The sequence below is a fragment of the Sodalis sp. RH14 genome (genome assembly GCF_047324285.1).
In the GTDB taxonomy this organism is placed as follows: Bacteria; Pseudomonadota; Gammaproteobacteria; order Enterobacterales; family Enterobacteriaceae; genus Acerihabitans.
In genome coordinates, this window is sequence record NZ_CP178739.1 from 2,204,103 (window position 1) to 2,230,602 (window position 26,500).

The window sequence follows — 26,500 nt, forward strand, 5'->3', positions numbered from 1 at the left end:
GGAAGCCGAGCCGTCATCGTTATGACCAGATATTGACTTCGATGGGCGTAGGCTGGTAGCCGTTGCAGGGATTGTTAAGCTGCGGGCAATTGGAAATCAGCACTAGCACATTCATTCTGGCCACAAGCTCAACATATTTACCGGGCGCTGAAATGCCATCTGCAAAGGTGAGACCTCCTTGAGCGGTTACCGGTACGTTCATGAAAAAATTGATATTATGGGTTATGTCGCGTTTAGTCAGACCATATTCGGGATGTTCGGCCAGCGCCAGCATCCAACTGTCGCGACAGGCATGCATGTGGCGTTTTTCCAGGGAGTAACGCACCGTATTGCTTTCGGTGGCGCAGGCCCCGCCTAAAGTGTCATGACGGCCGCAGGTATCGGCGACAATCTCCAGCATGGGGTTATCGTCGTTAGAACGCAGCACGCTGCCGGCGGTAAGAAAAACATTGCGTTGTCCACGCAGGGTATCCATCATACTGTAGCGTTCGGCAATATCATCGGCGTTAAAAAATAAGGTATCAACCGCCTGGTTACCTTCACTGTCGCTTATGCGCAGCGTATGACCCGACTCCAGGCGGTACAGCCAGTAGTCTCCTGCGTCAATCCTGCGGTGATAACGGGAATCCTGCATCTCTAAGTCGCTGGTCTTGATCATGTGACTTTCCTCAACGAATAACGGGGCTGATGCCTGCCTTGGCAGTCGGCGCCCGGTTGTCTTGCCTATCGCCGAAAGGGGCTGGCGAAGCCGCATAATACAATTGATTATTGGTAAGTCCGCGGCGGTTCTCATCGCGGTTCAGGCAGGCTTCGGGCAACGGCGCGGTGTCGGCCAGCAGGGCGATTTCCACGGGGGCGCGGGGGTAGCTGACAGCTTGTGTCAAGGGATGGGGGCACGTATGCAGTATTACCAGCGAATCCATGGCGAATCGCAACGTAACCGAACTGCCGGGCTGTGAATGCGCCACTAACCGGATTGCGCCCTCATCATTAACCTCCACCCTGGAAAACAGATTGAGGCAGGCTGCCATATCCCGTTTGCCGAGGCCGTATTTCTTAAGTTCGACCAAAAAACTATCATAGCCGTTCTGATGGCGTTCGTTGAGCGCCTGCTGATAATTAGCTAGACCGAAACGCTGTTCGGTCAGCGCGGCGTTCATGGTGCCGCAGACCGTATCGTGCCAACCGAAACTGTCTTTTTCGATACCGCAGAATATCCGGCCCATATCGGAATAGAGACAGTGGCCGGTAGTCAGGCGGAACGTGTGCTGGCATTTCAGCGTATCGGGGGCGTTATAGCGCTCCAGCAAATTTTCCGGGTTATAAAACAGCATCCCGACGTTGGCACCGCCCTGGCTGTCGTTGAGGCGCAGGGCGGTACCGCGCCGCAGACGAAACGACCAGTGGGAACCGGCCGGTAGTAGGGTGCTGTAAAATTCCCCGGTGTTTTCAGCTGTCATGTTTTCTACCCTTTTCTGGTTACGCATTGCTGCGGATGAAGCGTGCCGACGACCGGTTATCACAATCCGGAAATCTTGGCGAGGCGCAGGCCCAATAAGCTAGGTCTCCATGACGCTATTAACGCAACGTAAAAACGCCTGGAGCGGCAGGGATAATGGCGTCTTTTTATCGCGGTAGATAAGTTTGAAGAGTGAATGGCGGCTGATGCTATCCGGCCGCAAGGAGACCAGTTCACCCGAATCCAGCCAGCGCTGGATATAATGTTGAGGAAAAAAACCGATATATAGGCCGGTGAGCACCAGTATCGCCGATGCCTCCAGATTGCTGACGCTGGCTGATACCGTATCCTTGACAACCTGCAACGGGAACTCGTTATTGGTCAGAAAGGTGCGGATCACCCGCGGTGTGCCGGGCAGGGCACTGATGATATGCTGGGGATTATCCACCTCGACCAAGGGATGATCTTTGCGGCATACCAGAATATCCTGTTCGTCATAGAGCGCTTGGTAACAGAGACCGGGCAGGCGTCCGGGGAAGATACTGATCGCCGCATCGAGACTATGGTCCAGTACTTTTTTTTCCAGTTCAGGGGGCGAGAGCGTTTCCAATTCCAGATGAAGCGTATTTTGCGGTAACTGCATCAGCATCTCTATTGCCTGGCAGAGCGGATTTTTCGGGTCAGTAACTACATTATCCAGAAAACCGATACGCAGTGTACCGGTCAGGCCGCCCTTAAGCGCAGTGCTGCGCTCCTGAAATTCGTGTAGCGATTGCAGAAATTGCAGCGTGTATTGATAGAACGCTTCCCCTTTAGCGGTCAGTAGAAAACCGGCACGCCCGCGCTGGCATAACCTGAATCCCAGCCTGACCTCTAACTGCGACATCTGTGCGCTGATGGTGGATGGCGCGACATTCAGCAGGGTCTGGGCATTGGAAAAGCCGTTGGATTCCACCACAGTTTTGAATACCTTCAACAGTTTTAAATCAATATTGCTGATAACCATCCCAGCCCCCTGTTAACAAAAATCGCCATCACGCATTGTCCCCGTGCTTGTCCGGAAGGCAACACGCGGAACTCCGCCATTCACTTCTGCAGCGGCGCGGGGGTGGTTCGTGGCGTCAATGAGGCGATAAAGTGTCGCGCCGTTGATACGGTGGCCATATAGCCGCCCTCGATTTTAAGCAATCCGATTGCCATCGCATGGTTAAGCGGATCGGGCTCGGCGCAGCAATCGCTGAGCACCAGAACGCTGTAGCCGCGATCGCTGGCTTCACGTGCGGTGGACGATACGCATACGCCGGTAGTCACGCCGGTCAGTATCAGGTTACGGATGCCTTCGTTGACCAGGATATGGTGCAGATCGGTGCCGTGGAAAGCGCCGGTACCAGGCTTATCGATTACCGCTTCCTCGCCGCGCGGTTGTAATTCCGGCACCAGTTCCCACCCCGGTTCTCCGCGGATCAACAGCCGTCCCAACGGGCCGCGCGCGCCGATTTCAGCCCCCGCCCTGGCGGTCTTGAGCCGTTTGCTTAACGGTAAATCGGACAGGTCGGGGCGGTGGCCCTCCCGGGTATAAATAATTTTGATCCCGGCACGGGTGGCGGCGTCGCGCACGCGTTCGATGACGGGGATGATCGCCCTCGCAGCGGAAATATCATCGCCACGATGGTTCATGTATCCCCGCGGATCGCAAAAGTCGCGTTGCATATCGATAATCAATAACGCACTGTCCGTCGTTGCCATATCACCGGAAATCGGAAAATCGTACGGCTCGCCGGCGATAATCATCGGCCCTCCTGAATTACCAATGGACGGGGCGGGTAATGAGGCGGCTGATGCTGATGCAACTGCCGCGTATAATCCCGTATCCGCAGTTCTTCGGATTGTAATCTGTCCGGCGTCAGCAATCGTTTTTGCTTGAGTAATCGGCTCAACGCTTCTATCCAGCAACTGTAATACTGTTCTTCGCCGGTGATGGCCTGTCCTTGTGCTTCCAATTCGCCAATGCTGCCGATCAGGCATTGCTGAAACTCTGTCAGGGTAAACAAACGTTGTTCGGCGGCGGCCAGGGTCAATCCAAAAGCTCTGGCCGCCCAAGGATTGGGAAAAGCGACGGATTGCAAAAATTGCCGGTCCGTCAGCGATTGAGTTAAGAAATCGGTCGGGTTCATCAGTTGCCGTCCTGGTTAATGGGTGCCTGTCGGGCTGCGCCGAGTGTTGCCGGCGCGGCTGGCGCGGCTGGCGGGGCCACGCGGGCTACGCCAATCATGGCGTCCCGGGTCACCAAAGCGGCCAGGGCCGCCATATCCAGCCGTTCGGTTCCCGGAGGCCGCTGGGGCAGCACTAGATAACGGATTTCCGAAACGCTATCCCAGACGCGTACAGTGACCTCAGGCGGTAACTCCAACCCCATCTCCGCCAGTACCCGGCGAGGTTCCCGCACTATCCTTGAACGATAGGCGCTGGATTTATACCAGGCCGGCGGCAGTCCGAGAATCGGCCAGGGGTAGCAGGAGCACAAGGTGCAGACAATAACGTTATGGAGATCGGCGGTGTTTTCCACCACGGTCAGGTATTCGGTCTCTGGACCACCGATGCCGAGTTCAGCGCAGGCTGCCAGGCCGTCGTGGAGCAGGCGTTGTTTAAAAGCGGCATCCACCCAAGCGCGGGCCACCACGCGCGCGCCGGTCTGCGGACCGACCTTTTCCTCGTAGTGCCGGACTATCCTGTCGACACTGTCTGTTTGAATGACCCCGATTTCGGCCAGCAGGCTCTCCATCGCTTCAGTGCGGACCGCTTGCCAGGGCTTTTCGTGGTTGTGATTATCACTCATGCTTATCTCCTGCTATGGGTTCCAGATGATCTTCGCTCAGATCAACATGGTTAAATACGTCTGCTTCCGCCTGTGGACCCCATAGGGTTTTGGCGCAGAACTTTACGCTGTAAACGGGCTGTAGCTTCTCGCCCAGGTAGTGGGCCCGGGTATCGGGAAAAACCCATGCCTGCTCGTGAACATTGACGATAATGCCTTCCTTGCCGCGGATATAATTGGCTACCCGTGTATGCCCCGCCGGGTGGATGTTCCGTACCTTGACCTGCTGGTCCAACTGATAGCGGGGCGTCACGGTCGCCTCCTTGCGCCAGGCGCCCCAGCGGACTTCGGCCGACGCCGGCAACGGCCAATTGCGCTGTCTGGCAGCGGATTGGCTGTAGTGGCGGACATCGGCCCAGTACTCGGCAATCCGGTTTTCAAGTTCATCGTTGAATACGATGCCTTTACAGTGCAGCAGTCTTTCCATGGCAAACAGCCATCGGCCGTAATAGCCGGCGTCCAGATAATCCGCCGGCCGCATCAGTTCAATTTCATGGCGGTGTTCGTCCAGATTCCATATCCCCAGCGTATCGATGAGCTGGGTGATGCAAAAAACGCGGCTCTCCCATTCGCTGTGGAACACCGGTTCATCCGCTTCAACCTTGACCGGGCCGAAACCATGTAATCCGCCCATGTCATGAATACCGTTCATCGCCACTCCTTAATCGATAATGGATTCGATTTCCCGTTGCAGATCGAGAAACACCGTCGAGTAGCGATCGCCGAAGGCCCCGGCGCGGGTCTCGCGTTCAAGCAGAATCCGTGCCGGCTGCCCGCCCAGCACAATCACCCGATGACCGAGCGTAATGGCCTCTTCAACGTTATGGGTGACCATGACCATCGATATTCGCCGTTCCTCCCCCAATTGCTTGAGAAACAGCTGCATCCGCCGGCGCAGGCTGATGTCCAACGCGCTGAAAGGCTCATCAAGCAGCACCACTCTGGGGTTGGAAACCAGCGCACGCGCGATGGCGGTGCGTTGGCGCATGCCGCCCGAGAGCTGGAACGGGTAGCGGTGGGCCGCGTCGAGCAGGCCGACGGTGCCCAGCATCGCTTCGATGCGCAGTTGGCGTTCCCGGCGTGATAAAACATTCCCGGAGAACCGTAGGCCGAACTCTACGTTGCGTCTGACCGTTAGCCAGGGGAATAGATTGTTTTCCTGAAAAATCATTACGCTATCGGGGTTAGGGCCTTGCAGCGTTTTTCCCTGGAAAGTAATGGTTCCCTGGGTATGGCCGACCGCAAAGCCGCCCAGGGCTTTAAGCAGCGTGGTTTTGCCGCAGCCGGATTTGCCCAAGATGCAGGTAATGTCCCCCCGATTCAGCGTCAAGGATAATTCTTTCAGCGGTGAGGCCCCGGCGTAGGCAACGCTGAAGCGATCGACATGGAACAAGGCGTTATCGGCGTCGGCGGCCATGGTTTACACCCTCCACCAGAGCAGATATTTGCCAATGTAAGCCAGCAAACGATCGACGATAAAACCGGACAGGCCAATGACTACCATGCCGAACATGATCAGATCATTATTGAACAGATTCCGCCCCATCATAATGATAGCACCCAGGCCGTCGTGTAATCCCACCATTTCCGCCACCAGCACCGCCATCCAGGCCGCGATAAAATTGGTGCGCAATAGCGTGAACGCGCCCGGCAATACTGCCGGCAGCACTACCCAAAGCCAGCGTTGCAATGCGTTTGCGCCCAAATCCTGGGCCACAATCAGGAACTCTTCCGGCAGCCGGCGGATTTCGGCCAACGTCCCGATGGTCAGGATAAAATAGACCCCCATAAAAACAATAAATATTGCCGTATCGTTGCCAATGCCAAACAAAGTAATGGCGGCGGGGATCCAGGCAATGGGCGCGATAGGGGACAAGAGATAGATAACCGGGCTGATAATCCAGGTGGCCGCCTGCGATAGGCTAAGCAGCGCCGCGCTCAATATCGCGGCGGCAAACGCGAGAGCCAGACCGCAGAAAACCCGGGCGAACGTTGCCAAAACAGAATCAATTATTGGCGAGGATTGGCTGCCCAGTCCGATCCGGAAATCGCTCTCAGCAATGGTGCGTAAAAAATGGCTGGGCGGCGGCAATACCGCCGCCAGGGACGAGCCCCCATCCGCGCCGGCAAGCTCCCAGACCATCACCAGCGTACCGACGGACGCAGTACCGACCAGTACCGGCAGGCAGGCTTGCAGGCGCGTTATAAACCGGCTCATTGCTTCTCCAGGCCGCGGATGGTATCCAGTCGGAAAATATCTTCGGCGCGTACGCCGGTTTTGATATAGCCGAGACGGCTCATATCGTCCACCACGCTTTGTATGGATTTTAGATCCGGGGTAAAACTGATTGGCGCCGATGCGGATTTCAGCGCCTGTGAGAGTACCGCGGACGAAACCCGGAAATAATGTCCTTTATCTAAATAGCTCACCGCTTGATCCGGGTGTTCATTGATGATTTTTGCGCCGCAGATCAGACCGCTGAGGAATTCCTTAACCACCGGGCCGCGCTCGGTCAGGGTTTTATCCAATACGCTGACTACCGTATTGGGTGAATTTAATGACCAGGTTGAGGCATTATTGGCTAGTAGCGATGCGTTTTTATTTACTACCATATCAGTGGTATAGGGTTTTATATGGCTTAGAATATCAACTTGACCGCCGCGGAAGGCTTCAACCATTGCCAGCAGATCGTTGAAATACACCAATTCCACACTTTTGGGATCAATGCCGCTTTTGGCGAATTGCCGATCCAGAATTAATTCCAGCGTGTCGCCTTGCAAGGTGGCTATTTTCAGCGGATGGCCGGGATGTTGTTGAATATACCTTTTCAGCTCAGCCATATCATGTAAACCCAATTTGCCTTGCGCCACAACCTCCATGACGCCCCAGCCGCCGCCGGCGGAAATCACTCGGATCGGCACGCCGCTGTTAGCGGCGAAAAACGGCAGGGTGAAGGGCAGAAAGCTGAAATCAATCGCGCCGCCCGATAATGCCGCGTTATTGTCGCCGGGATTGGCGAAAAACATTGTTTCCACATCCAGTCCCTGCTGTGTAAAACAATCGCTTTCCTTCGCCACGAAAAGCGGCGCCATATCCAGCGCCACCATATGGCCGACTCGGATATGGGTCAATTTTTCCTGGGCCCGTAAAGGCGAAATTCCGAGACCCAACAGGGTGGCTGCGACAATACATCCGCTGGCATATTTCATATTCTCTCCTTTTAAGAATAACATCTCTTTGCCACAGTGAAGAGTCACCGGGCGTTTCTCATTTCATTATTATTAGCTTGTCTTGCGTCATTGGATAAATAGCGGTGACTCCATGTTTACATCACTTTTTTATAAAGTAATTAATGGGGCATTAATGGCTTTTCAAACAGATGCTGCTTGATAATATAATAAAAACATGTGCCGCCCGGTGAACATACACTACGTCATGAATTAATCAGTACTGAATAACTGCCTGTCTGGCGGTTGCGCACCATATCCACACCAGGAATCATTTCCTTTTGTCTCGTCAGCGCGCGGTGAGCATACAGTGGCGTAACGGCCCCCCACCGGATATCAGGTGGTATTAGGAAAGAGAGGTTCCAGTTGGTAAAACCGGTGGGCGGGATAACCAGGGAACCGCCTGGAAAGGGCGAATCGGTTCGATTGGCGCAGACTATATAGACACGGTTATCTTCGGCTTTGGTCACCGCCAGTAGATTACGCTGGTTCGGGTGTTCCCAGGCGCAACTCCATAAGATGATATCGGCGCCAAGGAGGGTCAGCACCCGGCTCGATTCAGGGAACATGCCGTCGTAATCGTTCAGTAACCCTATCCTGCCGTAGCGGGTATCAAACACCGTGAAGCCTGCTTCGGCGCCGGAGGCCCACTGAGCGGCGCGCGGTCCGTTATGCACCTGGGGCTGGCGTCCCATAATACCGTCCGGGCCGATTAACAGCAGCTCATGCCGCAGTTGGCCGTTCTTTCCCGTGGTCGAGGGCAGGGCAACCAATGCCTGGTGGCGTTTGCAAATGCCGGTAACGGCATTCATAACGGTCTCAGCCTCCCGTGCCAGCCGCCGCGCCTCATCCTGGTCCGGGCACCAGACGGGAGAGGCGAAGCAGGCCGGCAGCGCCATGACCTTGACGCCCAGCTGCGCCGCGTGCTCTATCATTTCCAGGGCATCGTCAAGGGTATGGGCGGCTGAAACATGGGCTTGCACCGCGGCGACTTTGCTGCTGCTCAGTGCCGCCACCAGCGGTTCGCGTAATAAAACTGACAGTGGCGTAGTCTCGAATGGCTGCGCGATAATACCGTAGGCCGGCGGACGCCGGTCCGCCATCTTGTCTCCGCCGAACGACCATGGACTGGCCGCGTTGCCAGCTAGCTCCACCCGGGCGGTCACCACGCCATGGGTATCGTAAGGTATTCGGGCCTGCACCCGGCCCTGCGGATCAACAATCATACTGCCGCCGGGATAATAGATACTGCGCTCCACGCCGGACTTGGTGGCGGCGATAATCCAACAGCCATTTTCGTAAGCGCGGGCCGGCACCCACAATTCGGCCTGATCCATGGCGAAAAAATTAGCCATATCAATGACCACATCGACGTTTTGCGCCGCGAGACAACGGGCGATTTCAGGGATACGTCCGTCAAAACAAATTAATAATCCCAACCGTCCCAGTTCGGTATCTACCCAGGGATTGCCTTTAATGCCCACTTCAAACCAGTTCTGATCATGGGTTGCCAAAAATTGCTTCTGATAATGGCAAATCAGCACCCCTGTTGGGTCGAACAAGACTCCCGAATTATAGATTTTGCCGTCGTCGCCCAGTTCAGTCATGCCGGAAGCGATAAATACGTTATATTCGATACAGAGTGACGCCAGCGCCCGGCAATATTTGCCATCGACCGGTTCGGCCAATGCCCGGCAATGCTGCGCCGAGTCGAACAAATAGCCGGTGTTCATGCATTCCGGCAAAACAATCAGTTTTGCGCCCTGTCGTACGGCTTCTTTCACACCGTCGGTAGCGAGAGCGATATTGGCTTTGAGATCGCCGAGCACCGCAAGGGTCTGTACCACGGCGGCATTAAACGTTATTGGCATGGGGTTCTCACTTTGCAAAGTCTGAGTTACGCAGGATCATTGTGCTGACGTCCATCGGGGTCTTCAGCACGCCTTCTTTTTCAAATACATTCACCAGCGCCTGATAAGAGTGAATATCCTCGGGACCAATGTCTTTCCAGGCGCGTAGGTAGGGTTGCGCCACCAGCGCAATCTGATCTTTTTTAATCGGCGTATAATTGGCAATGACCGGACGATAAGCGGCGAAACGTTCATTGGCCAAACGGGTCGCCTCGTCAAGCACCGCCACGACTTTTTTGGCGGTTTCAGGGCGCTCTTTGAGGAACTTGGTGGTGAGTAGCGAGACGCCGGAATAAAACGGGTCGGCTATCAGCGTTTCGGCGGGATTAGTCAATGCCCGCTGTGCGTCGCCGTTCGCCACCGCGATAGAGCCGACCGGTTCAAGAGATAATGTGGCATCGACGCTCCCTGATACCACCGAGGGCACCTGTAAGCCGGTAGCTATATCCTGCATGTGGATATCTTTATCCGGATCAAGCCCGGCCTGGCGGACCATATAACGGGCGATGGTTCGCCACTGTACACCAGGTAATTGCCCCAGGGATTTGCCTTTGAGATCGGCAAAGCTGTTAATCGTCGAGTCATTGGCGACAATCAGCGCATCATTGATCCGGTGGTATTTGATGCTGCCGCCCTGCAGTCCGAATACTTTGAACGTGCCGGGAAAACGTGATTCCGCCAACACCGCTATACCGGCGGCGGAGCCGGGCGCGCCGACATCGGCCTGACCGGAAACCAGTGAATCAATTATTTGATTAGGATTTTCAAATTTAACGGCGGTTATATCAATACCCGCTTTCTCAAATAATTTATCATGCATGGCAATATAAAAGGCCGTGGTTTGCATAATGGGTAGCCAAGCGACGGTTACTTTTTCATTGGCCTGTGCAGAAAGCGAAGAAAACAGGACTGCGGCCGTAGCTATCGACAATAAAATAACGCGTTTCATAATATTTCCTTCAGCGATAATAATATTATTTTCCAGACCATTTAATGAAATGGCGTTCAATGAGCAGGAAAAGTAAGTTGATGAGATAACCGATACAGCCGGTGACAATAATGGAGCTGTACATTTCAGCCAGGTTATAAACCTGTTGCGCATCAATAATCCGGTGGCCCATGCCAACGGAGGAGCCGATAAACATTTCCGCGACGATAATCACCACCAGTGCATAAGAGACGCCTAGCCTTAAGCCAATAAAAGTTTGCGGCAATGATTCATACAAAAGCACGTCGCGAAGAATGCGCCAGTTTGAGGCACCCATGACCCTGGCGGCCAGGATGCGCGTCTGGCGCGCATTCATCACGCCGTACGCTACGTTAAAAAGAATAACCAGGCAGGCGGAAAACGCCGCGATAGCGATCTTCGATTCCTCGCCGATACCGAATATCAGCAAGAACAGCGGGAATAACGCGGTCGCGGGTGTGGATCGAAAAAAATCGATAATGAATTCCACGCAGCGATAAATGCCGGTATTCGCTCCTATGGTAATACCGACCGGAATACCGATGGCGGCGGCGATCAGAAAAGAGTAAACCGTCCTTAATACCGTGCGGATGAAGTCCGCCCACAAACCGCCGTCTACGACGCTTTGCGTAAAAGCATAAAACGTCTCCAACGGGCCGGGCAGAAGCCGCGGGGTCACCCAGTGGGCGGAGTGGGCCAGACTCCAGAACGCGATTAATACTATCGGACCGATAATCCCCGGCCGTAGCAGTCGTAAAAAGAGCGAGGAAAAATTTGGCTTGTAGGTTCGCGCCGACTTTGCGGCAATAAAAAAAGACTGTTTCATGGCCGGCGAACCTCCTGTTGGAAAATTTCGAGGCTATGCCGTTTGGCTTCAATAAAATCGGGATGCAGCAAAGTCAGATCATTTCTCGGATAAGGCAAATTAACCGGGATCATTTCAACCAGACGGGTCGGGCGTTTACTTAACATCATCACCTGTTCAGCTAAAAATACCGCATCTTCTAGATCGTGCGAAACCAACACCATGGCAATCTTGCTTTGTGCAAATATCAGTTGCAGCTTTTCCCGGATGAATAGAGTCATTTCATAATCCAGAGCGGAAAAGGGCTCGTCGAGAAAGATGATTTCTGGTCGGGGCGCCAGGGCTCTTAAAATGGATAGCAATTGCTGCTGCCCGCCCGAGAACTCGTAAGGGTAACGCTCCAGGTCAAATTTGATATCAAATTGTACTATCAATTCATCGACGCGCCGACGGCGTTCAGCGGCCTTCATGCCTTTTATCTTCAACGGATATTCAATATTTTCCCTGGCTTTCCACCAGGGAAACAACGCCTCGCGATAATTTTGAAAAACGTAGCCGATAGTGGTTTTGCTGACATCCTTGCCATTATAAAGTATTTGGCCCGCGTCATAAGGGGTGAGCCCGGCCATCATATTGATTAATGTCGATTTGCCACAGCCATTCGGACCAAAAATGGCGGTAAACGTACCGGGTTTGAACTCATAATTGAAATTATCGTAAATAACGTCTGCACCAAAACATTTGCGGAGATTTGTTATCGTGACCACCGGAGGACGTATCCCTGTGGAATAGGAATTAGCCGAGTCATATACCATCGCGCGCATTTCTGTCCCCTACCATTAACGTGAATACGGTTTTGTTTAACCAGTGGATTATGGTTTTTGTCCTTTGGTTCCGTCAGCCTTAACTGTTATAGATTTATAAAGCAAACTATGGGCCAAACGGTGATGAATGGAGTAAATAAATATATAATTTTATAAAAATCATAAGGTTGTTGATATATAACCGCGTAAATACAGGAGTCAATCCTTGTTGGGGAGGTCGATTTATTACTCAAATTTTATTGACAAATTAATAAATTATTAATAATTTTTAAATTTTCACTTATTCACCGCGCCGCTGAGAAACTCACACTTAACGTCGCGCCCACCAACATCGCTCCCCGGATCATTTTCTCAAAAAGAGAGGATAAGACCATGCAACAACCCCATATCGCGCAGGTACCCTCCGCGCGAGCAGAACTGACTACGGAAGTGCATGTCAATGTCGACTGGGCTCAGCACGAACTGTTTTTTCGCCGGGAGATGGCGAAAATTCTCATCCGCTATACCGATACCGACGAAAATCTTCGCGAGGTTTTCCATTTGCTGTCGGAGATCCTGGGGCTTAATCGAGGTCGGTTGTTTATCTATGACGATAAAAGCGGCTTGCTCTCCATCCGCTGCGCTTATGGATTGACACTGCGGGAAAAAGCGCGAGGCCTATTGCAGCCAGATGAAGGCGTCACCGGCAAGGTATTCTTGTCGGGTCAGATGACCATTGTTCAGGATATCGATTCAGAACCTAATTATTTATGGCGTTCAGTGACCAGGGATGCGTTACCCAGCGGCGTCACGTCGATGTTTTTCTTCCCCATCCTGCTCAACGGCAGAGCCCGAGGAGTATTTTGCGCCAATCGCTTTCGCGGTATCTCGCGTAACCTGACCGCGGATATTGAGATTTTGCGCGAAGTGGTGGGTCATATCGCTCAAATGCTGCGCATGGAAGATCTTATTGCCGAGCGGGTCCAAATGCATACCGTGGCGCTGGAACATGAAAACCGTACGCTACGACAGGCCCTGAAGCATGACATGCTGGAATATGGCATTTATGGCGATTCGGATAAAATTCGCGCCGCCATCCGCCAAATTGAACAGGTGGCAGGCAGTGATGTCACGGTACTCCTGATCGGCGAATCGGGCACCGGCAAAGAGCTGTTTGCCAGGGCGGTGCATATCGCCAGCAAACGCAGTGGACAATATATCAAAATGAACTGTGCGGCCGTGCCGGAAAACCTGTTTGAATCAGAGCTGTTCGGCCATGAAAAAGGCGCGTTTACAGGAGCGGACAAAACCAAGCAAGGGCATTTTGAAAAGGCGGACAACGGTACATTATTCCTCGATGAAATCGGTGAATTGCCGTTGAATCTGCAAGCTAAATTATTACGGGCATTGCAAGAAAAAACGATTCAGCGAGTCGGCGGCGGGGAGGAGCGGTCGATCAATGTCCGTATAGTCGCCGCGACGAATCTGGACCTTCGCCAGCAGGTCGCCGAGGGGAGATTCAGGCTGGATTTGTTCTATCGGCTCTACGTGGTGCCGATATTTTTACCCTCGCTGCGGGAGCGTCCGGAGGATCTGTCTACGCTGATTCAGCATTTCATTGAAGAGAGCGGCGCGCGTTTCCAGCGCCGGGTGCAATGCTCCGCGGAGGCGCTGGCCGCGCTGATCCGTTATACCTGGCCGGGGAATGTCCGCCAACTGCAAAATGTGGTTAACCGATTGGTCTTACTGTCGGAATTACCCATCATCGATGCCCAGCACGTTGCCGCTTTGTTGGAACATGAACAAGCCGCTGCGACGCACCAGCCTGCGGACGATCCTCTTGACGCCGCAGGGAGCTCCCAGGCGCACCTTTTTTCGTCCCGTATCGAACCCAGCGATGCCAACTCCATCCAACTGGCACTTTCCCACTGCGGTGGTAACAAGTCACGAGCCGCGCAGCGGCTGGGAATAACTTTGAGCCAACTCATTTATAGGATGCGCAAGCTTGGGCTGACTGCCACCTGACGCATGCCAGGCTTTATTGAACGGTCATGGTGTTGAGCGAGGACAAAATGATGGGTCTTGGTGCTGCCGGCATGGGTGATAGCGCTGGAAAATGTAACGCGCAGGCCTTGCGTTGAGCAGGGGAGCTCATCGGCCGGCTCCGGAATGTTACCGTTGACGCTGGCTCGCCAAGCGAGTTTGTGCGTTCACAGTGCGAAGTATCGCGTAAAATGAACTTTTTTTGTGCAAAGAATGTTAAACGTAACTAAGGTTGTAGCGCAGGGGCAAGTTCATTTTCTCTGCGTTTCCGCATTTCCTTCGGAATTTTAACCAGGTAATTCTTTGATAACACAATCATCTTGTTTGAATAATTTTTAATTAGACGAGGGGGTAACCCTGAAGGTGTCGAATGCCCAGTCGGTTGGCATGTTGTTTGCTTATTAATTACTTACTGACAGCAAATAATACAAATGTCTCTTGAATTGAGATTGCAGACCTCTCATAAGGGTAATATTTATATTAATCAATTAGTTATAAGAAAGATCAAAAGGAAAGCCAAATGCAATTAATCGATTTGAGCAGAGAGATAAGCCACAAAATGCAGCGGTTACCCAATCATCCCACCGTAAGCATTACCCCATTTACCACCCATGAGGAGAAGAGGGCAGCGGAGGGCTATCTATTTTCAACGGCAGTGAATCTGCTGGTCATGGGAGAGCACAGCGGAACACATGTCGATGCCCCTCACCATTTTGATGATTCATCACAGGCGAAATCTATCGACGAAATGCCCCTGGAGAACTTTTATACCGAGGCGGTTTGCCTGGATTTATCTCACAAGCCGCTGAACAGTGATATCAGTGTGAAGGATTTACAAGATGCCATCGTGAAGGCCGGCGTGGAAATAAAAGCGAAAGATACCGTACTGCTCTATATGGCCTTCAATCAACGAACCCTGGGCACGCCCGGGCACATTACCGATTTTCCGGGATTGACCAAAGATTCCGCAACCTGGCTGGGGCAGCAGGGCATAGCTATGTTCGGGGTCGAAGCCATGAGCCCCGGGCGGACGGGACGGAATAATTTCGAAGTTCATCATGTATGCCGGGATATGGGATTCACGCATATGGAAGGGCTGGAACATTTAGAGTTATTGGTCGGTAAAGGCCGGTTTAAATTTATCGGTTTCCCGTTGAAAATAAAAGGCGGTACGGGAAGCCCCATCAGAGCGGTGGCGGTGCTGGACTGATGATGAACGAACAAGGAAAAGGCCGTAATACGGTGAATATCAGAGAGTATAACCGCAGCCTGATCATTCATGCTCTGAGCCGGCATGGAAGGATGTCACGTTCGGATATTGCTAAAACCCTCAGTTTATCCGAGGCGGCAATCTCCCGTATTGTCAGGGAATTGATCGAGGATGATTTAATCAGTGAAGCTGCGCCGCAGGGACAGGCGCAAGGACCCGGCCGCCGGCAGGTGCCCCTGGCGCTCAGCGTCACCTCAAAGTTTATTATTTCGGTGTGCCTTACCGCGTTTGAGCATTGCGTATCGATAATAAACCTGCGCGGCCAGCAACTTGCCCGCAGCGATCTTACCGATACTCTTAAAGGCTCCGGCAATACCGTGGTTGAGGACCTGATAGATAAAATTGACGGGGTATTGTCTGAAAATAATATCAGTAAAAATAAAATCATTGGTATCGGAGTAGTGACCATCGGTGCGGTTGATAAAAGACAGGGTAAAATTTGTATTTCTTCGATCCATGTTCTTAATAATCAATTAATTACCCATAAGCTGGGGGAGTTCTTTAAGGTTCCTGTTTATCTGGGAACCATTGGCGAAGCGCTGAGCATAGGGGAAAAGGTGTTCTCTGAAAAGCGGCCTCTGGAATTCAACTCCGTTGCGCCGGATCCTTATAAGAGCAAGGACGCGACGCTTCTGATCTATATCGCCTTCGGTATCGGGGCGTATGTACTGATTAACGGCATTGCCCATGGAAATATCAACGATGATCGGCTGATTGCGCACATTCCTGTTCTCGGTGCCGACGATCTCTGTCTATGCGGTGCTAGGGGATGTTTATTGACGAAAGCGTCCGGTTATTCACTGGTCAAGCAAAGCAGCGGCGATGAGTACCGATTTGCACCGATATTACTGGATGAAATCGAACCCGGAAAATTATTGAATTTAATTTCCCGGCTGAATGCCGGTGATAAAAAAATCGAAGACAGTTTTTTTGCGGCGGGTGTTGTGCTCGGCGAAGCCATATTTTCCCTTTCAGTTTGCTTCACGCTTAAAACTATTGTGCTGTCCGGCGTAGTGGGACAAGTACAGGCGTATCAAAGGGGGGTAAGCGAGGGGGTGAAAAATATGTGGCGGCGATTAAATATTGAACCGCCTTTCGTCAGAATCAACGATCTGGGCTATGGCGCCATCGCGGAATTATATAGCCTTGAACAGGTATTATTTGGTGAGGGCGATCCTATAAAAACGTCAATTGGGATAACGTCGGTATGAGTAAAATCAAGTCAATAGAAATATATCCGGTCCGTTTGCCGCTTAAGCAGGCGATGAAGCTTGCCAGTGAGAAAATTGAATCCACTGTGAACGTCTTCATCAGGGTGCTTTCATCGGATAATCACCATGGCTGGGGGGAGGCGAGCATTGCTGCGACCATGACTGGGGAATATTTGGTTGATGTATTATTTGCACTAGATTATTCCCTTATTCCGCATTTAATTGGCGAGGATACCGATAATTTTACCGCAATTGAATATAAGATCGACCGGCTTATCGCTGGAGCAACAACCGCCAAGTCCGCACTGTGCATGGCGATTGCCGACCTGGTCGCTCGTCAGAAAGATATCCCGCTGTGGCAACTGCTTGGGAATAAGAGAAGGGATAGTATTCCAGCGTTAAAGATATTAAGTGGTTCCGGCCAATCGCAGGATGACGCAACGTTAACCGACGCAATCAGAGCAGGATATCGCTATTTTAAAATAAAGGTTGGTATCGACGATCCGCTAGAAGATGCTGAACGGATTTGCGCCATCCGCGCGACCCATGGCGATAAAATTGCATTATCGGCCGACGCCAATATGGCCTGGGACGTGGATAAGGCTCTTCAGTTTATGCGTCACGCTTCCCCAGCGGGCCTGCAATATCTTGAGCAACCGTTGAAACCTGCGGATGACGATGGACTGAAAATGTTATTGGCTCACTCCTCGCTGATGGACATCGCGGCGGATGAAAGCCTGCATACCGACGCCGATATTTTGCGGGAACGTCATCTCGGCGTGATGTGGTTCAATCTTAAATTATTGAAGTTTGGTACTTATAACCACATTTTAGCCGGCGTTCTGAATTGTGACAGTACTAACGGCAATGTGGTGCTGGCGTGCAAAATAGCGGAGTCCAGCGTGGCTTCCAGCGCGATGGCTCATTTAGCCGCCACCGTGTCGCGGTTAAATACTGGTGTAAGTTTTACTCAGGATTATTTAAGCCAGGACGTGACTTCTGCTCCGCTTTCCGTTAGAGGCGGCATGGTAAACATTTCAGACACTCCGGGCCACGGGGTCGAAGTCAATCTGGATATTATTAAATCATTGCAGTTGAAAATATAATCTTCGGCTTATCTCATCATTTCCATTAATTAAGCGTAAAAGTTGGGAGAAACACACATGTTGACCAGAAGAACCTTTCTTAGTGCCATCGCCGTTTCGCCGTTACTCGTAAAAACGGCGAATAGCGCCGAGATAAGCGGTAAAAATGAATTGACTGAATTTGAATTATTGGGAGTGCGGGATCCGCAATTAGGCATGCAATTGGCCTTGGCTGATTATTTTAAATTATTTCAGGCTCAGGGCATTGATGTCACTATCCGCTGGCAACAGTCTAGTGGCGACATGCTGACCATTATGGGCGGCGGATTTCCCATCGGCGTCGGCAATCCGCTTAGCCAGATTATTTTGGCCTCCCGTAACATACCGGCAAAAATACTCTGCGCCTTCGCTGATATATCCGGTGGACAAGGGCTGGTATTGGCGCCAGGTTTTCATCCGGAGTCACCGTCTGTGCTTGAGGGCAAACGATGCGCTTTCACCGAAGGCGCGAATAACCCATTAATTTTATCTCATCTGGCTGAAAAGTATCATTTTGACGTCAGGAAAATCCGGATGATGAATATGGAACCGAGCGAAGGCGTAGTCGCGGCCAGTCGCGGAGACGTTGATATGCTATTGTCTTGGCAACCCTTCTTATATCGATTACAGCAATTAAACGGCACGCTCTATGCAACGGGCAATACCCTCTATTTTACACAGCCGCCGACAAAATTATCAGAACGCGACAAGCTATTATATCAGCATTCGACTCTTATTGCGCGTCAGGACTGGGTAAAGCAGTATCCCCGCACCACGGCGTCGCTGCTGAGGGCATTGATTAATGCCGAAAACTATTTTTATTCCCATAAAGAAGAATCGTTGGCCGCCCTTGAGAGCGTGCTGAAGGTACCTGCCGGTCCGCTGAGGGTGATGGTCGACAACAGCGTTTATAAACTCTCGCTATCCGATGAATTGGCGGATACCTTTAGATCAACCGCACAGTGGGCGCTGGCCAATAAACGGGTTTCCTCATTGCCGGACATGGCGAAGGCCATCGATCCCATGCCTCTGGGTGGTGTGGATCCCATCAGAGTGCACTGGGGCCCAAGCCATGCATAACGCCCACGCTCATCGATCACATCTGCTCAGGACCGGGATTGCCGTTTGCGTTTTTTTATTGATTTGGATAGCGGTAACCTGGGCGAATAAAGCCGGTCTGAACTTTGTCAATCCACTGCTGCTGCCTTCACCGATGGACGTTATCGATGCCGCTGTCGACTCGATCCGTTCCGGTGAGCTTCAGGTGGATATTGGGGCCAGTCTGTTCCGCATCCTTGCTGGCTTTGTTATTGCGGCGTTCGCCGGTATTGGGCTCTCACTGCTGGTGTGTATGAGCAAATCGGCTGGCTTCTTTATCGAACCCTTGTTTGAAATATTGCGCCCGATACCTCCACTGGCATTCTTACCGATGCTGGTGCTGTGGTTTGGCATCGGCGAGCTGTCGAAGGTGACATTTATTGCCTATTCAGCTTTTTTTCCCATATTCACCGCCTCGGTAGATGGCGTTAAACATGTGGATAAATTGTTGTTGCGGGCAGGTGCAAGCTTAGGCGCCAATAAAAAGCAGATGTTTCGCTATGTGGTATTACCGGCAGCAACACCATTCATCTTCACCGGCCTGAAGCTTGGGCTTTCTTTGTCTTTCTTTGTTATTGTCGCGGCGGAATTTCTTGGCGCCGACTCCGGGCTGGGTTATTACATCAATAACGCCAGAACCTATTTTTCCGTCTCTCAAATGCTGCTTGGGGCTGCAATCATTGGTTTTTTTGGCTATATGGTCAATTTATTCCTAACCATGATTGAGACCAGGCTGCTGGGTTGGAGAGACTAACAAGGATTTTAAATGCTTAGCCTACAAGACACTATTAGTGTACCGGATGATGCGGAAAACCATCACAGGATTTTTATTAAAGGCGTCACTAAAAAATATGCAGATCATCTCGCGCTTGATCGGGTGGATTTGGAATTAAAACAAAACAGCTTTACCTGTCTGTTGGGGCCATCAGGCTGCGGTAAATCTACGTTATTAAATATGATTGCCGGGTTTATCACGCCAACCAGCGGTGAAATTTGGGTAGATGGCACGCGGGTTACCGGTCCAGGGCCCGATCGGGGGGTGGTCTTTCAGGAATATGCATTATTTCCCTGGCGAACAGTGATGGAAAACGTTGCGTTTGGTCCCATGTTGAAAGGGCACTCCCGGTTGCAACAAAGAGACATTGCGCTAACGGTGCTGGAAAGAGTGGGGTTGCTACCGTACCAGGACCGCCTGCCCCGGGACTTATCGGGTGGCATGAAGCAACGGGTGGCCATCGCCCGCGCGCTGGCGAATAACCCGACAGTATTATTAATGGACGAACCATTCGGGGCGTTGGATGCGCAAACCCGCGAGTCGTTGCAGGAAGAGATGAAGCGGATCTGGCAACAAGAACGCAAGACGGTGATTTTTGTCACCCACAGTATTTCAGAAGCTATTTTTTTAGCGGATAAGATCGTGGTGATGGGAACCCAACCTGGCCATATCAAAAAAGTGATAGACGTTAATCTTATTGATTCCGGCAACCCGTTGAGTCAGGACTTTGTGGCATTAGCGGCAGAACTCAGAAAGCTGATAAAACATGAAGCAGCTAAAAATGCTGATGCATAGTTTACGATGATTATTGAGTTAACCCGAGTCTGGCCGGGGATATTATTTTTCTAGCCGATGTGTAGGCGGCGGCTTTGGAGTATTTATTTAAATAATCAATATATATTGCTACAATGGGGAATGTCTGCCCGTGGATAAAAATAGATTATGGGAGCTTGATGCTTGTCAGTTGGCTGGCGGATATCAACAGGGTCTTTTTACGCCGGAAGATACTTTGGCGGCTATTGAGAAAAGAATTTCACACATCAATCCCATTCTTAATGCTATTGTCACTCAGGATACCGGACTATCCTGGCGCGCTGCCAGGGCGTCTTCTCTGCGCTGGCAATCAGGCCGACCGTTAAGCCAATTAGACGGCGTTCCTTTTACGGTAAAGGACAATCTTTATTTTGGCGGCCTCAAGGCCACGTGGGGGAGTGAATTATTCAGGGATTTTATCGCGCCGCGCAGCGATATTGCCATCGAACGGTTAATCGCGGCGGGCTGCGTTTTTGTCGGTAAAACCAACACTCCGGAATTGGCGATGGCGGGATATACCGGTAACCGTTTGTTCGGCATCACCAAAAATCCCTGGGATACAACAAAAACCCCCGGCGGTTCCAGCGGCGGAGCGGCGGCTGCCGTTGCCTCGGGCATGTGTACCTTCGCTATCGGCACTGATGCTGGCGGGTCGATCAGGAAGCCGGCAGCCCATACTGGTATCGTCGGGTTTAAGCCGTCAATCGGAACAGTGGAACGGCGACACGGTTTTCCGCCGTTGGCCAACGATCTCCAGGTGATTGGCACGCTAACCCGCAATGTCGCGGATCTTAACACCGTAATGTCGGTACTCAGCGATACTATCGGATTGGCGACCTCTAGCAGGGGACTTAATATCGCCTGTTTCGATGTCGTAACGGACAGCCGCGCCGGCTGGTATATCGATAAGAGTGTGCTGACCGCAGCCACGTTGGCCAAACAGGTGTTGCGCACGCTGGGCCATACTGTCCATGAAGTCAGGCCCTTATGGAATCCGGACGAGGCTTATCGCCTCTATTCCACCTTAGTAAATGCCGGCATCGCCAGGGTGATGTCAGGGCAACAGGATTGGCGAAGCAAGGTGAGCGACGCGGTAATGACCATGGCGGAGAAAGGGCGGCAAATCACAGCGGGCCAATATGTGGAAGGCCTGGATGCCGTTACTGCGCTGCGCTGGGCTTTCAGGGATATATTCAACCGCTATGATCTGATCATGACTCCGGTAACCCCTACCGCCGGCTGGGACTGCGCCGCCGCCAATCCGGCTGTTATCGGCGGCCGTCCCGCCGTTGCTGGGGCGGTGGGGATGTTTACCGCCGCGGTCAGTCTTGCCGGTTGTCCCGCGATAGCCCTGCCTGCGCCGGAACATGCCGACGGGCTGCCGACCGGTATCCAACTGGTGGCCCCCCAGGGGAACGAACGGCGGTTGATAGATACCGCCGCGCAGTATGAGAATGCTGCGCCCTGGCAAAAAATTTCACCTTTTAGCCGGCCGGGTTCATAACCAAGTGGATTGGCATTACCGATGCCGTACGTCCAGCGGCTAAAAGCCGCTCGCATGGCCAAATCATGTTATGCGGATACAAGGCGGGTAAGCGGCGAGTGGGGTGGACATCGCCGGCCCGCTCATTATCCCACGGGGTTTTAGTTCTCCTTTGTCGCGAATGCAGTAAGTACAGCGCATAAAGGCCCCCTACAATTGAGCGGTGGCATTATCCTTGCACGAGAGCATTTTTTAATAGCCAGGATGCAGGATACGCTGTTGCACCAATAGCGCCGCCTGCTGTTGAACAATCCTCAGATAGCTGTCAGCTTGCGTCAACCTCTGCAGCATAGCGTTGTTGATAACATTATACATTGGGATGTGTTGACGTAGCCGGGTATCAATACCTAACCGACAATAAATTGGCTACGTTATTGGCTGAAAAGGCATACAATTGATAGATAGCTTGCGCAAGGTTCACATAAAAAAGCGTGATATGGCATCTTGATTACCTGGGAAAGGCGTGGCGGGCGCCTTTCCACACTACGATCAGCGCACCAAGTACCGCAAGCAGTGAGAACACCGCAAGACTGTCGACTCCAAATACGCTGATAAGAAAACCTCCAATTGCGCTGCCGCCAAAAATTCCGATGTTGTAGATTGTTGTCAACATTGCCGTAGCGAGTTCGGCATCATTTCCTGAGACTTGAGCAGTTGCGGACTGAAAGATCGTTGGAAGTCCACCAAACGATAAACCCCATGAAAAATAAGGCGACAACTGACATAGGGGGGATGCCCTTACGCTGCAAATAATCTGGCGCTCCGCAGATCAAACGCCGATTCTCGCCAATGGGGCGGGCTATCAGCGTGTTGTCGGCAAATGTGCCGTATCGGACTGCGAAATCAATTCCCTGGCTCACCAGATCCACGAAGCTGTCGGTCAAACTGAGGTCGATGGTGACATGGGGATGTTCTTCGAGAAAGCGGTCGAGAATGGGCACGATACGAGTCTGTCCCAGATCGACGGGCGCGGTCAGTCTAACGTGGCCTGATAGTTTTTGCGTCCCTGATTTGATTCGGCTCTCCAGTTCCTCCGCCTCGGCGAGCAGACGCCGTGCGCCTTCGGCTAGGACTCTTCCTTCATCGGTAAGACTGAAAGAACGGGTCGTTCGTGTGAGCAAGGTCGCACCGTAGTATGACTCCAATATGGCAAGGCGCTCTGAAACTGAAGCTGGCGAAAGTCCGAATTCCCGGCCCGCCGCCGACAGGCCGCCCTTTTCAATAATCATCAGGTAAAGCTGCAGGTTCGCTAATGTTCTTCGGAATTCCTGAAATATATTTTCGTTATTTAACCAATTATCAATATATTCCGCAAGGTTTATACTGTTTGCTGTGATGGGAAGGGCGGTAATGCATCCTCAGACGCGCGCGTAGTTACCACGCATGCATGGGGCAATTGTGCCGTCGAACTTCGGTGAGCCTCTCGGGAACAACTCTATGGACTTCACTGATAGTACGTTTTCAGTCGTAGTGGGAGGCAAATAAGCAGATAATGACGACTCGACCTAACCTGCTACCTGCCGCCGTGCAGACAAAGCAGCTATCAAAAGCCACGGTCTTACTATTCGCCCTTGCCTGCGGTGCCACAACGGCTAATGTTTATTACTCTCAATCGATTGCGGGGCCCATCGCAGCCAGCCTACAGTTGCCCGCGAGCCTGGCCGGGCTGATTGTCACCACGACTCAACTCGGTTACGGGATCGGGCTCTTCTTTCTAGTCTGTGTGGCCGATCTGGTGGAAAACCGCCGGCTCGTTTTGATCACTACAACCGGCACTATACTTAGCCTTTTCGGCGTGGCCAGCAGCAGTGCTCCTGGCCTCCTCATCACATCCCTTGCGCTTGGCATGTGCACCGTGGGCAGCCAGATCCTGGTTCCACTTGCCGTGCAACTTTCGCCGGCGACGAAGCGCGGCCAGGTCATTGGCAACATAATGGGCGGTTTGGTGGTGGGCATCATGCTGTCCCGCCCATTAGCAAGTTTTCTTACGGCCCATTGGGGATGGAGAGCAATATTTATCTTTTCAGCCGTCGTGATGCTCGGCACGTTATTACTTTTGGCTCGGGCCTTGCCACGATGGCGGCCCCGACCCAGCCGAGGCTATGTTGCAACGCTCCGATCCATGCTAGGCCTTCTAACCACGTCGCGTCCTCTGCAGCGCCGCGCAGCCTATCAGGGTACGCTGTTCGCGGTTTTCAACATGTTCTGGACCGCCGGTCCGCTGATGCTGCATGTCCGCTTTGGCATGGGACAGATGGGTATTTCCGCCTTCGCGCTGGCGGGAGCGGCCGGCGCGCTTTCGACACCGCTGGCTGGCATGGTGGCCGATCGTGGCGGTTCAAGATCCGGTACTGGGCTGGTATTGTTGTGCGCCGCCATTGCGCTGCTCATCAGTGGGTGGGGACAAGCTGCAGGATCACTGCTGATTCTGGTGGTCGCCGCGATTATACTCGATGCGTCAACGCAGGCGAATCAGGTGTTCGGCCAGCGCACCATCCAGAGCCTCGATTCAGAGGCGCGCGGTCGCCTGAACGCAGCATACATGACTGTCATATTCCTTTGCGGTGCAATGGGATCAGCATTGGGATCAGCTACCTATTATCTCGGTGGCTGGTTGGCTACCTCCCTCGTAGGAACCACTATGGTAGTGGTCATATTGGGCGTCTTCGCAACCGAATTCCGCACACCACGCATGCCATAGATGCTTCATATTCGCACATTACAAATACCAAGTTTCTGAAAAACAACCTAAGGTCAGAGGGATTTCGACAGTACTAACGCAGCCGTTTTTCAGGCTCAGACGCATAGCGCTGAACCCAGAGGTAAATCGTGGTGTGATCTACGTAGACACCGTGATTGGCCAGCATCCCCTGCAGTTCGCGGTGGCTGATGCCGTATTTGCAATACCGGTTAGGCCATGCCTCCTCACCGCGACGAGGCCCATTGGTGTGCGTTTCCTCGATATTTCCGAGCCCGAGACGCCTATTCCGTATGACGTCTCTATACTGTCGATAAAGTCCCCGAACCCAATGCGCGACACATTCGTGGAAATCGCTAAATCTGATTTTTTTTGCCTGAGTGGTCATACTGCAGCGCCTAAGTTAGGAAGTAAAAACGGGAATATGTACTCCGGTTGGACGATCTCGAAAAGCCGGCCCGCAAACTGTTGGATGGGGTCAAGGCTTATCGTCTTTCTACGAGTTGTGCCACCATGAATTTGTTGACTGGCTCCAGAAGGCTGATAAAGGAGCAGATAATCTCCTTGCCCTCATCTCTCAGCAGAGCGATTACCATAAGGAGCATGAGTCAGTACAGCTTCTTCGTGAGTTCCGTACGTCACTTAAGTTCAGTAAGTTCAGTCGAGACCATGGGGGCAATGAGGCGAACCTGCATTCTGGAAGATCAAAACGACGCTTTTAAATCCCCAGAATTGAGCAACAGGACTCAGCCCTCTATTTACCGCTATTGTTACCCCAGTGATGAAAGTGGCTTCGTAAGAAGCCAGATACGAAACTGTTGCTGCAATTTCATCAGGTTCTCCAGCACGACCTAATGAAGTTTCTTCGGCAATGCTGCGCATCCGCTCTGGCGGAAGTGGGTCACAGAAAAATCTTGTGTCCGCGATTAGTCCCGGAGCTATCCCATTCACGGTTATCCTTTGTTATCTCTTTCCCTCCCAGCTCGCGGTACGCGGTATAAGCTGCGGACGCTAGCCAGCGGGGAAGCGATACTTAAACATCTTGAGAATACCGGTGATGCTAATCGTAAAGCATATCGCTCAGGGTAACTTAAGGTCTTTTTATCGCTGTCATCAGCGAGGCTGTGCATGATGTCGGGATACGACATGCCTCAATGAAGGCATTCTCCGATATTGCCGGCTATAAGAAGCTGTCAATTATTCTACGGAGAAGCAGGTGAGGTTCTGTCTATCCAACGAGTACCGGTTTTAAACTGCGGCAGCTTTTCATTAGAATTCGCCATTATTGATGCTGACAGCAGTCGGGAACACCCTTCGGGCTTAGCTGCGAATTTTCATCTTCCTGACCCCCGGAACCAACGGAAAATCGCGGGGGAAAAATAGGAAGCGGCATTGAGCTCAGGCAGCGCTCCCAGTGAAGCATTGCTGTTCATCGTCGAGACTATCCTGTCGCCGCAGCGTGCGCTTTCTGACCAATCGAGAGCCATTGGCCACCGCATCGTGCACGATGGGGAACAGTTTACCCAATCTGGGTAATAAATGATGAGGTTTTGCACGGCATCAAGGCGGCGTCGCGATTTTTTTCGCCATTGGCCTATAAAAATATTGTCGTTTTTTGATACCGTATTTCATCAGACCATACCTGAAGCGTCTTATCTTTATGCCTTGCCATACCACTTTTAAATGATATGCAGGGTCGTTTGCTGCCCCCCATACGGCTTCCGCCACGTCCAGCGCCCGACGATTGCGACCATTCGGCGAAAACACTCTGCGCCAGGCCGGCATAAGCGTCAGGGAAACCGTTCTGCATCCGTAGCGGTGCGTTTGCAGTAGGAAAAAAACTTAGGGATCTGCTAGTTCCACCGCACCACCCGCAAA

The 26,500-nt window shown here is 52.2% G+C and carries 25 protein-coding genes and 2 pseudogenes; 10 read left to right on the forward strand and 17 right to left on the reverse strand.

From position 1 onward, the window contains the following. Positions 1-19 precede the first annotated feature (19 nt). From ACL2XQ_RS09965 to ACL2XQ_RS10030, 14 genes are all read right to left on the reverse strand, one after another. The gene (locus ACL2XQ_RS09965) at positions 20-658 is read right to left on the reverse strand and encodes an urea amidolyase associated protein UAAP2 (protein ID WP_413729957.1); all 639 of its coding nucleotides are present in this window, start codon (positions 656-658) and stop codon (positions 20-22) included. A 10-nt stretch (positions 659-668) separates the two neighbouring features. Next, on the reverse strand, positions 669-1,460 hold the full coding sequence (locus ACL2XQ_RS09970; RefSeq protein ID WP_413729958.1) for an urea amidolyase associated protein UAAP1: 792 nt from the start codon (positions 1,458-1,460) through the stop codon (positions 669-671). Positions 1,461-1,559: 99 nt separating this feature from the next. Continuing rightward, positions 1,560-2,465: a LysR family transcriptional regulator gene (locus ACL2XQ_RS09975; RefSeq protein WP_413729959.1), complete on the reverse strand. Its 906-nt coding sequence runs from the start codon at positions 2,463-2,465 to the stop codon at positions 1,560-1,562. 80 nt (positions 2,466-2,545) lie between these two features. Then, the gene (locus ACL2XQ_RS09980) at positions 2,546-3,250 is read right to left on the reverse strand and encodes a cysteine hydrolase family protein (RefSeq protein WP_413729960.1); all 705 of its coding nucleotides are present in this window, start codon (positions 3,248-3,250) and stop codon (positions 2,546-2,548) included. Next, on the reverse strand, positions 3,247-3,633 hold the full coding sequence (locus tag ACL2XQ_RS09985) for a nitrile hydratase accessory protein (protein ID WP_413729961.1): 387 nt from the start codon (positions 3,631-3,633) through the stop codon (positions 3,247-3,249). Before ACL2XQ_RS09985 ends, ACL2XQ_RS09980 begins: the two co-directional genes overlap by 4 nt. Then, positions 3,633-4,295, reverse strand: coding sequence for a nitrile hydratase subunit alpha (nthA, locus tag ACL2XQ_RS09990; RefSeq protein ID WP_413729962.1), 663 nt, complete (start codon positions 4,293-4,295; stop codon positions 3,633-3,635). The genes ACL2XQ_RS09985 and nthA overlap by 1 nt, the downstream gene beginning before the upstream one ends. Continuing rightward, a complete protein-coding gene (gene nthB, locus ACL2XQ_RS09995; protein WP_413729963.1) occupies positions 4,288-4,986 on the reverse strand; it encodes a nitrile hydratase subunit beta in 699 nt (232 codons plus the stop codon). The genes nthA and nthB overlap by 8 nt, the downstream gene beginning before the upstream one ends. A 9-nt stretch (positions 4,987-4,995) precedes the next feature. Continuing rightward, positions 4,996-5,751 carry an ABC transporter ATP-binding protein gene (locus tag ACL2XQ_RS10000; RefSeq protein WP_413729964.1) on the reverse strand — a complete coding sequence of 252 codons (756 nt, stop codon included), beginning with the start codon at positions 5,749-5,751 and terminating at the stop codon, positions 4,996-4,998. A gap of 3 nt (positions 5,752-5,754) precedes the next feature. Further along, positions 5,755-6,552 carry an ABC transporter permease gene (locus tag ACL2XQ_RS10005; RefSeq protein ID WP_413729965.1) on the reverse strand — a complete coding sequence of 266 codons (798 nt, stop codon included), beginning with the start codon at positions 6,550-6,552 and terminating at the stop codon, positions 5,755-5,757. Continuing rightward, positions 6,549-7,544 carry an ABC transporter substrate-binding protein gene (locus ACL2XQ_RS10010; protein WP_413729967.1) on the reverse strand — a complete coding sequence of 332 codons (996 nt, stop codon included), beginning with the start codon at positions 7,542-7,544 and terminating at the stop codon, positions 6,549-6,551. Before ACL2XQ_RS10010 ends, ACL2XQ_RS10005 begins: the two co-directional genes overlap by 4 nt. 224 nt (positions 7,545-7,768) lie before the next feature. Next, positions 7,769-9,433, reverse strand: a complete 1,665-nt coding sequence (locus tag ACL2XQ_RS10015; protein ID WP_413729969.1) for a carbon-nitrogen hydrolase family protein — start codon at positions 9,431-9,433, stop codon at positions 7,769-7,771. Between the two features lie 7 nt (positions 9,434-9,440). Further along, positions 9,441-10,421 (reverse strand): ABC transporter substrate-binding protein, encoded by a 981-nt coding sequence (locus ACL2XQ_RS10020; RefSeq protein ID WP_413731041.1) that lies wholly within the window; start codon positions 10,419-10,421, stop codon positions 9,441-9,443. A gap of 25 nt (positions 10,422-10,446) precedes the next feature. Continuing rightward, the gene (locus tag ACL2XQ_RS10025) at positions 10,447-11,265 is read right to left on the reverse strand and encodes an ABC transporter permease (protein ID WP_413729970.1); all 819 of its coding nucleotides are present in this window, start codon (positions 11,263-11,265) and stop codon (positions 10,447-10,449) included. After that, positions 11,262-12,068: an ABC transporter ATP-binding protein gene (locus ACL2XQ_RS10030; protein ID WP_413729971.1), complete on the reverse strand. Its 807-nt coding sequence runs from the start codon at positions 12,066-12,068 to the stop codon at positions 11,262-11,264. Before ACL2XQ_RS10030 ends, ACL2XQ_RS10025 begins: the two co-directional genes overlap by 4 nt. Before the next feature lie 372 nt (positions 12,069-12,440). Between ACL2XQ_RS10030 and ACL2XQ_RS10035 the strand changes: the two genes are divergently transcribed. The 8 genes from ACL2XQ_RS10035 to ACL2XQ_RS10070 all read left to right on the forward strand — a co-directional run bounded on the left by ACL2XQ_RS10035 (position 12,441) and on the right by ACL2XQ_RS10070 (position 21,885). Beyond that, positions 12,441-14,072 (forward strand): sigma 54-interacting transcriptional regulator, encoded by a 1,632-nt coding sequence (locus ACL2XQ_RS10035; RefSeq protein ID WP_413729973.1) that lies wholly within the window; start codon positions 12,441-12,443, stop codon positions 14,070-14,072. 538 nt (positions 14,073-14,610) lie between these two features. Further along, positions 14,611-15,300: a cyclase family protein gene (locus tag ACL2XQ_RS10040; RefSeq protein ID WP_413729974.1), complete on the forward strand. Its 690-nt coding sequence runs from the start codon at positions 14,611-14,613 to the stop codon at positions 15,298-15,300. Next, the gene (locus tag ACL2XQ_RS10045; protein WP_413729975.1) at positions 15,300-16,571 is read left to right on the forward strand and encodes an ROK family transcriptional regulator; all 1,272 of its coding nucleotides are present in this window, start codon (positions 15,300-15,302) and stop codon (positions 16,569-16,571) included. The genes ACL2XQ_RS10040 and ACL2XQ_RS10045 overlap by 1 nt, the downstream gene beginning before the upstream one ends. Then, positions 16,568-17,677 carry a mandelate racemase/muconate lactonizing enzyme family protein gene (locus tag ACL2XQ_RS10050; protein WP_413729976.1) on the forward strand — a complete coding sequence of 370 codons (1,110 nt, stop codon included), beginning with the start codon at positions 16,568-16,570 and terminating at the stop codon, positions 17,675-17,677. Before ACL2XQ_RS10045 ends, ACL2XQ_RS10050 begins: the two co-directional genes overlap by 4 nt. Positions 17,678-17,734: 57 nt before the next feature. Next, positions 17,735-18,775, forward strand: a complete 1,041-nt coding sequence (locus ACL2XQ_RS10055) for an ABC transporter substrate-binding protein (RefSeq protein WP_413729977.1) — start codon at positions 17,735-17,737, stop codon at positions 18,773-18,775. Further along, positions 18,768-19,547: an ABC transporter permease gene (locus tag ACL2XQ_RS10060; RefSeq protein WP_413729978.1), complete on the forward strand. Its 780-nt coding sequence runs from the start codon at positions 18,768-18,770 to the stop codon at positions 19,545-19,547. Before ACL2XQ_RS10055 ends, ACL2XQ_RS10060 begins: the two co-directional genes overlap by 8 nt. 12 nt (positions 19,548-19,559) lie before the next feature. Then, a complete protein-coding gene (locus ACL2XQ_RS10065; protein WP_413729979.1) occupies positions 19,560-20,363 on the forward strand; it encodes an ABC transporter ATP-binding protein in 804 nt (267 codons plus the stop codon). A gap of 214 nt (positions 20,364-20,577) precedes the next feature. After that, a complete protein-coding gene (locus ACL2XQ_RS10070; protein ID WP_413729980.1) occupies positions 20,578-21,885 on the forward strand; it encodes an amidase in 1,308 nt (435 codons plus the stop codon). 671 nt (positions 21,886-22,556) lie between these two features. On the opposite strand, the gene ACL2XQ_RS10075 is transcribed toward ACL2XQ_RS10070, so the two are convergent. Beyond that, positions 22,557-23,276 (reverse strand): LysR family transcriptional regulator, encoded by a 720-nt coding sequence (locus ACL2XQ_RS10075; protein ID WP_413733195.1) that lies wholly within the window; start codon positions 23,274-23,276, stop codon positions 22,557-22,559. Positions 23,277-23,416: 140 nt separating this feature from the next. Here ACL2XQ_RS10075 and ACL2XQ_RS10080 point away from each other — a divergent pair, with 140 nt between their 5' ends. Continuing rightward, complete coding sequence (locus ACL2XQ_RS10080) at positions 23,417-24,625, forward strand: MFS transporter (RefSeq protein ID WP_413729982.1); 1,209 nt, start codon at positions 23,417-23,419, stop codon at positions 24,623-24,625. A 76-nt stretch (positions 24,626-24,701) separates the two neighbouring features. Here the strand turns inward: ACL2XQ_RS10080 and ACL2XQ_RS10085 are convergent. Continuing rightward, a pseudogene (locus tag ACL2XQ_RS10085) lies at positions 24,702-24,887 on the reverse strand (hypothetical protein); the annotation flags it as partial. Between the two features lie 392 nt (positions 24,888-25,279). Then, the gene (locus tag ACL2XQ_RS10090; protein ID WP_413729983.1) at positions 25,280-25,573 is read right to left on the reverse strand and encodes an SDR family oxidoreductase; all 294 of its coding nucleotides are present in this window, start codon (positions 25,571-25,573) and stop codon (positions 25,280-25,282) included. Between the two features lie 441 nt (positions 25,574-26,014). On the opposite strand from ACL2XQ_RS10090, the pseudogene ACL2XQ_RS10095 reads away from it, so the two are divergent. After that, a pseudogene (locus ACL2XQ_RS10095) lies at positions 26,015-26,305 on the forward strand (hypothetical protein). The last annotated feature ends 195 nt before the right edge of the window (positions 26,306-26,500 follow it).

Coding starts and splice junctions, on each gene's coding strand:
- ACL2XQ_RS09965 (WP_413729957.1), bottom strand. CDS start 658: ATGATCAAGACCAGCGACTTAGAGATGCAGGATTCCCGTTATCACCGC.
- ACL2XQ_RS09970 (WP_413729958.1), bottom strand. CDS start 1,460: ATGACAGCTGAAAACACCGGGGAATTTTACAGCACCCTACTACCGGCC.
- ACL2XQ_RS09975 (WP_413729959.1), bottom strand. CDS start 2,465: ATGGTTATCAGCAATATTGATTTAAAACTGTTGAAGGTATTCAAAACT.
- ACL2XQ_RS09980 (WP_413729960.1), bottom strand. CDS start 3,250: ATGATTATCGCCGGCGAGCCGTACGATTTTCCGATTTCCGGTGATATG.
- ACL2XQ_RS09985 (WP_413729961.1), bottom strand. CDS start 3,633: ATGAACCCGACCGATTTCTTAACTCAATCGCTGACGGACCGGCAATTT.
- nthA (WP_413729962.1), bottom strand. CDS start 4,295: ATGAGTGATAATCACAACCACGAAAAGCCCTGGCAAGCGGTCCGCACT.
- nthB (WP_413729963.1), bottom strand. CDS start 4,986: ATGAACGGTATTCATGACATGGGCGGATTACATGGTTTCGGCCCGGTC.
- ACL2XQ_RS10000 (WP_413729964.1), bottom strand. CDS start 5,751: ATGGCCGCCGACGCCGATAACGCCTTGTTCCATGTCGATCGCTTCAGC.
- ACL2XQ_RS10005 (WP_413729965.1), bottom strand. CDS start 6,552: ATGAGCCGGTTTATAACGCGCCTGCAAGCCTGCCTGCCGGTACTGGTC.
- ACL2XQ_RS10010 (WP_413729967.1), bottom strand. CDS start 7,544: ATGAAATATGCCAGCGGATGTATTGTCGCAGCCACCCTGTTGGGTCTC.
- ACL2XQ_RS10015 (WP_413729969.1), bottom strand. CDS start 9,433: ATGCCAATAACGTTTAATGCCGCCGTGGTACAGACCCTTGCGGTGCTC.
- ACL2XQ_RS10020 (WP_413731041.1), bottom strand. CDS start 10,421: ATGAAACGCGTTATTTTATTGTCGATAGCTACGGCCGCAGTCCTGTTT.
- ACL2XQ_RS10025 (WP_413729970.1), bottom strand. CDS start 11,265: ATGAAACAGTCTTTTTTTATTGCCGCAAAGTCGGCGCGAACCTACAAG.
- ACL2XQ_RS10030 (WP_413729971.1), bottom strand. CDS start 12,068: ATGCGCGCGATGGTATATGACTCGGCTAATTCCTATTCCACAGGGATA.
- ACL2XQ_RS10035 (WP_413729973.1), top strand. CDS start 12,441: ATGCAACAACCCCATATCGCGCAGGTACCCTCCGCGCGAGCAGAACTG.
- ACL2XQ_RS10040 (WP_413729974.1), top strand. CDS start 14,611: ATGCAATTAATCGATTTGAGCAGAGAGATAAGCCACAAAATGCAGCGG.
- ACL2XQ_RS10045 (WP_413729975.1), top strand. CDS start 15,300: ATGATGAACGAACAAGGAAAAGGCCGTAATACGGTGAATATCAGAGAG.
- ACL2XQ_RS10050 (WP_413729976.1), top strand. CDS start 16,568: ATGAGTAAAATCAAGTCAATAGAAATATATCCGGTCCGTTTGCCGCTT.
- ACL2XQ_RS10055 (WP_413729977.1), top strand. CDS start 17,735: ATGTTGACCAGAAGAACCTTTCTTAGTGCCATCGCCGTTTCGCCGTTA.
- ACL2XQ_RS10060 (WP_413729978.1), top strand. CDS start 18,768: ATGCATAACGCCCACGCTCATCGATCACATCTGCTCAGGACCGGGATT.
- ACL2XQ_RS10065 (WP_413729979.1), top strand. CDS start 19,560: ATGCTTAGCCTACAAGACACTATTAGTGTACCGGATGATGCGGAAAAC.
- ACL2XQ_RS10080 (WP_413729982.1), top strand. CDS start 23,417: ATGACGACTCGACCTAACCTGCTACCTGCCGCCGTGCAGACAAAGCAG.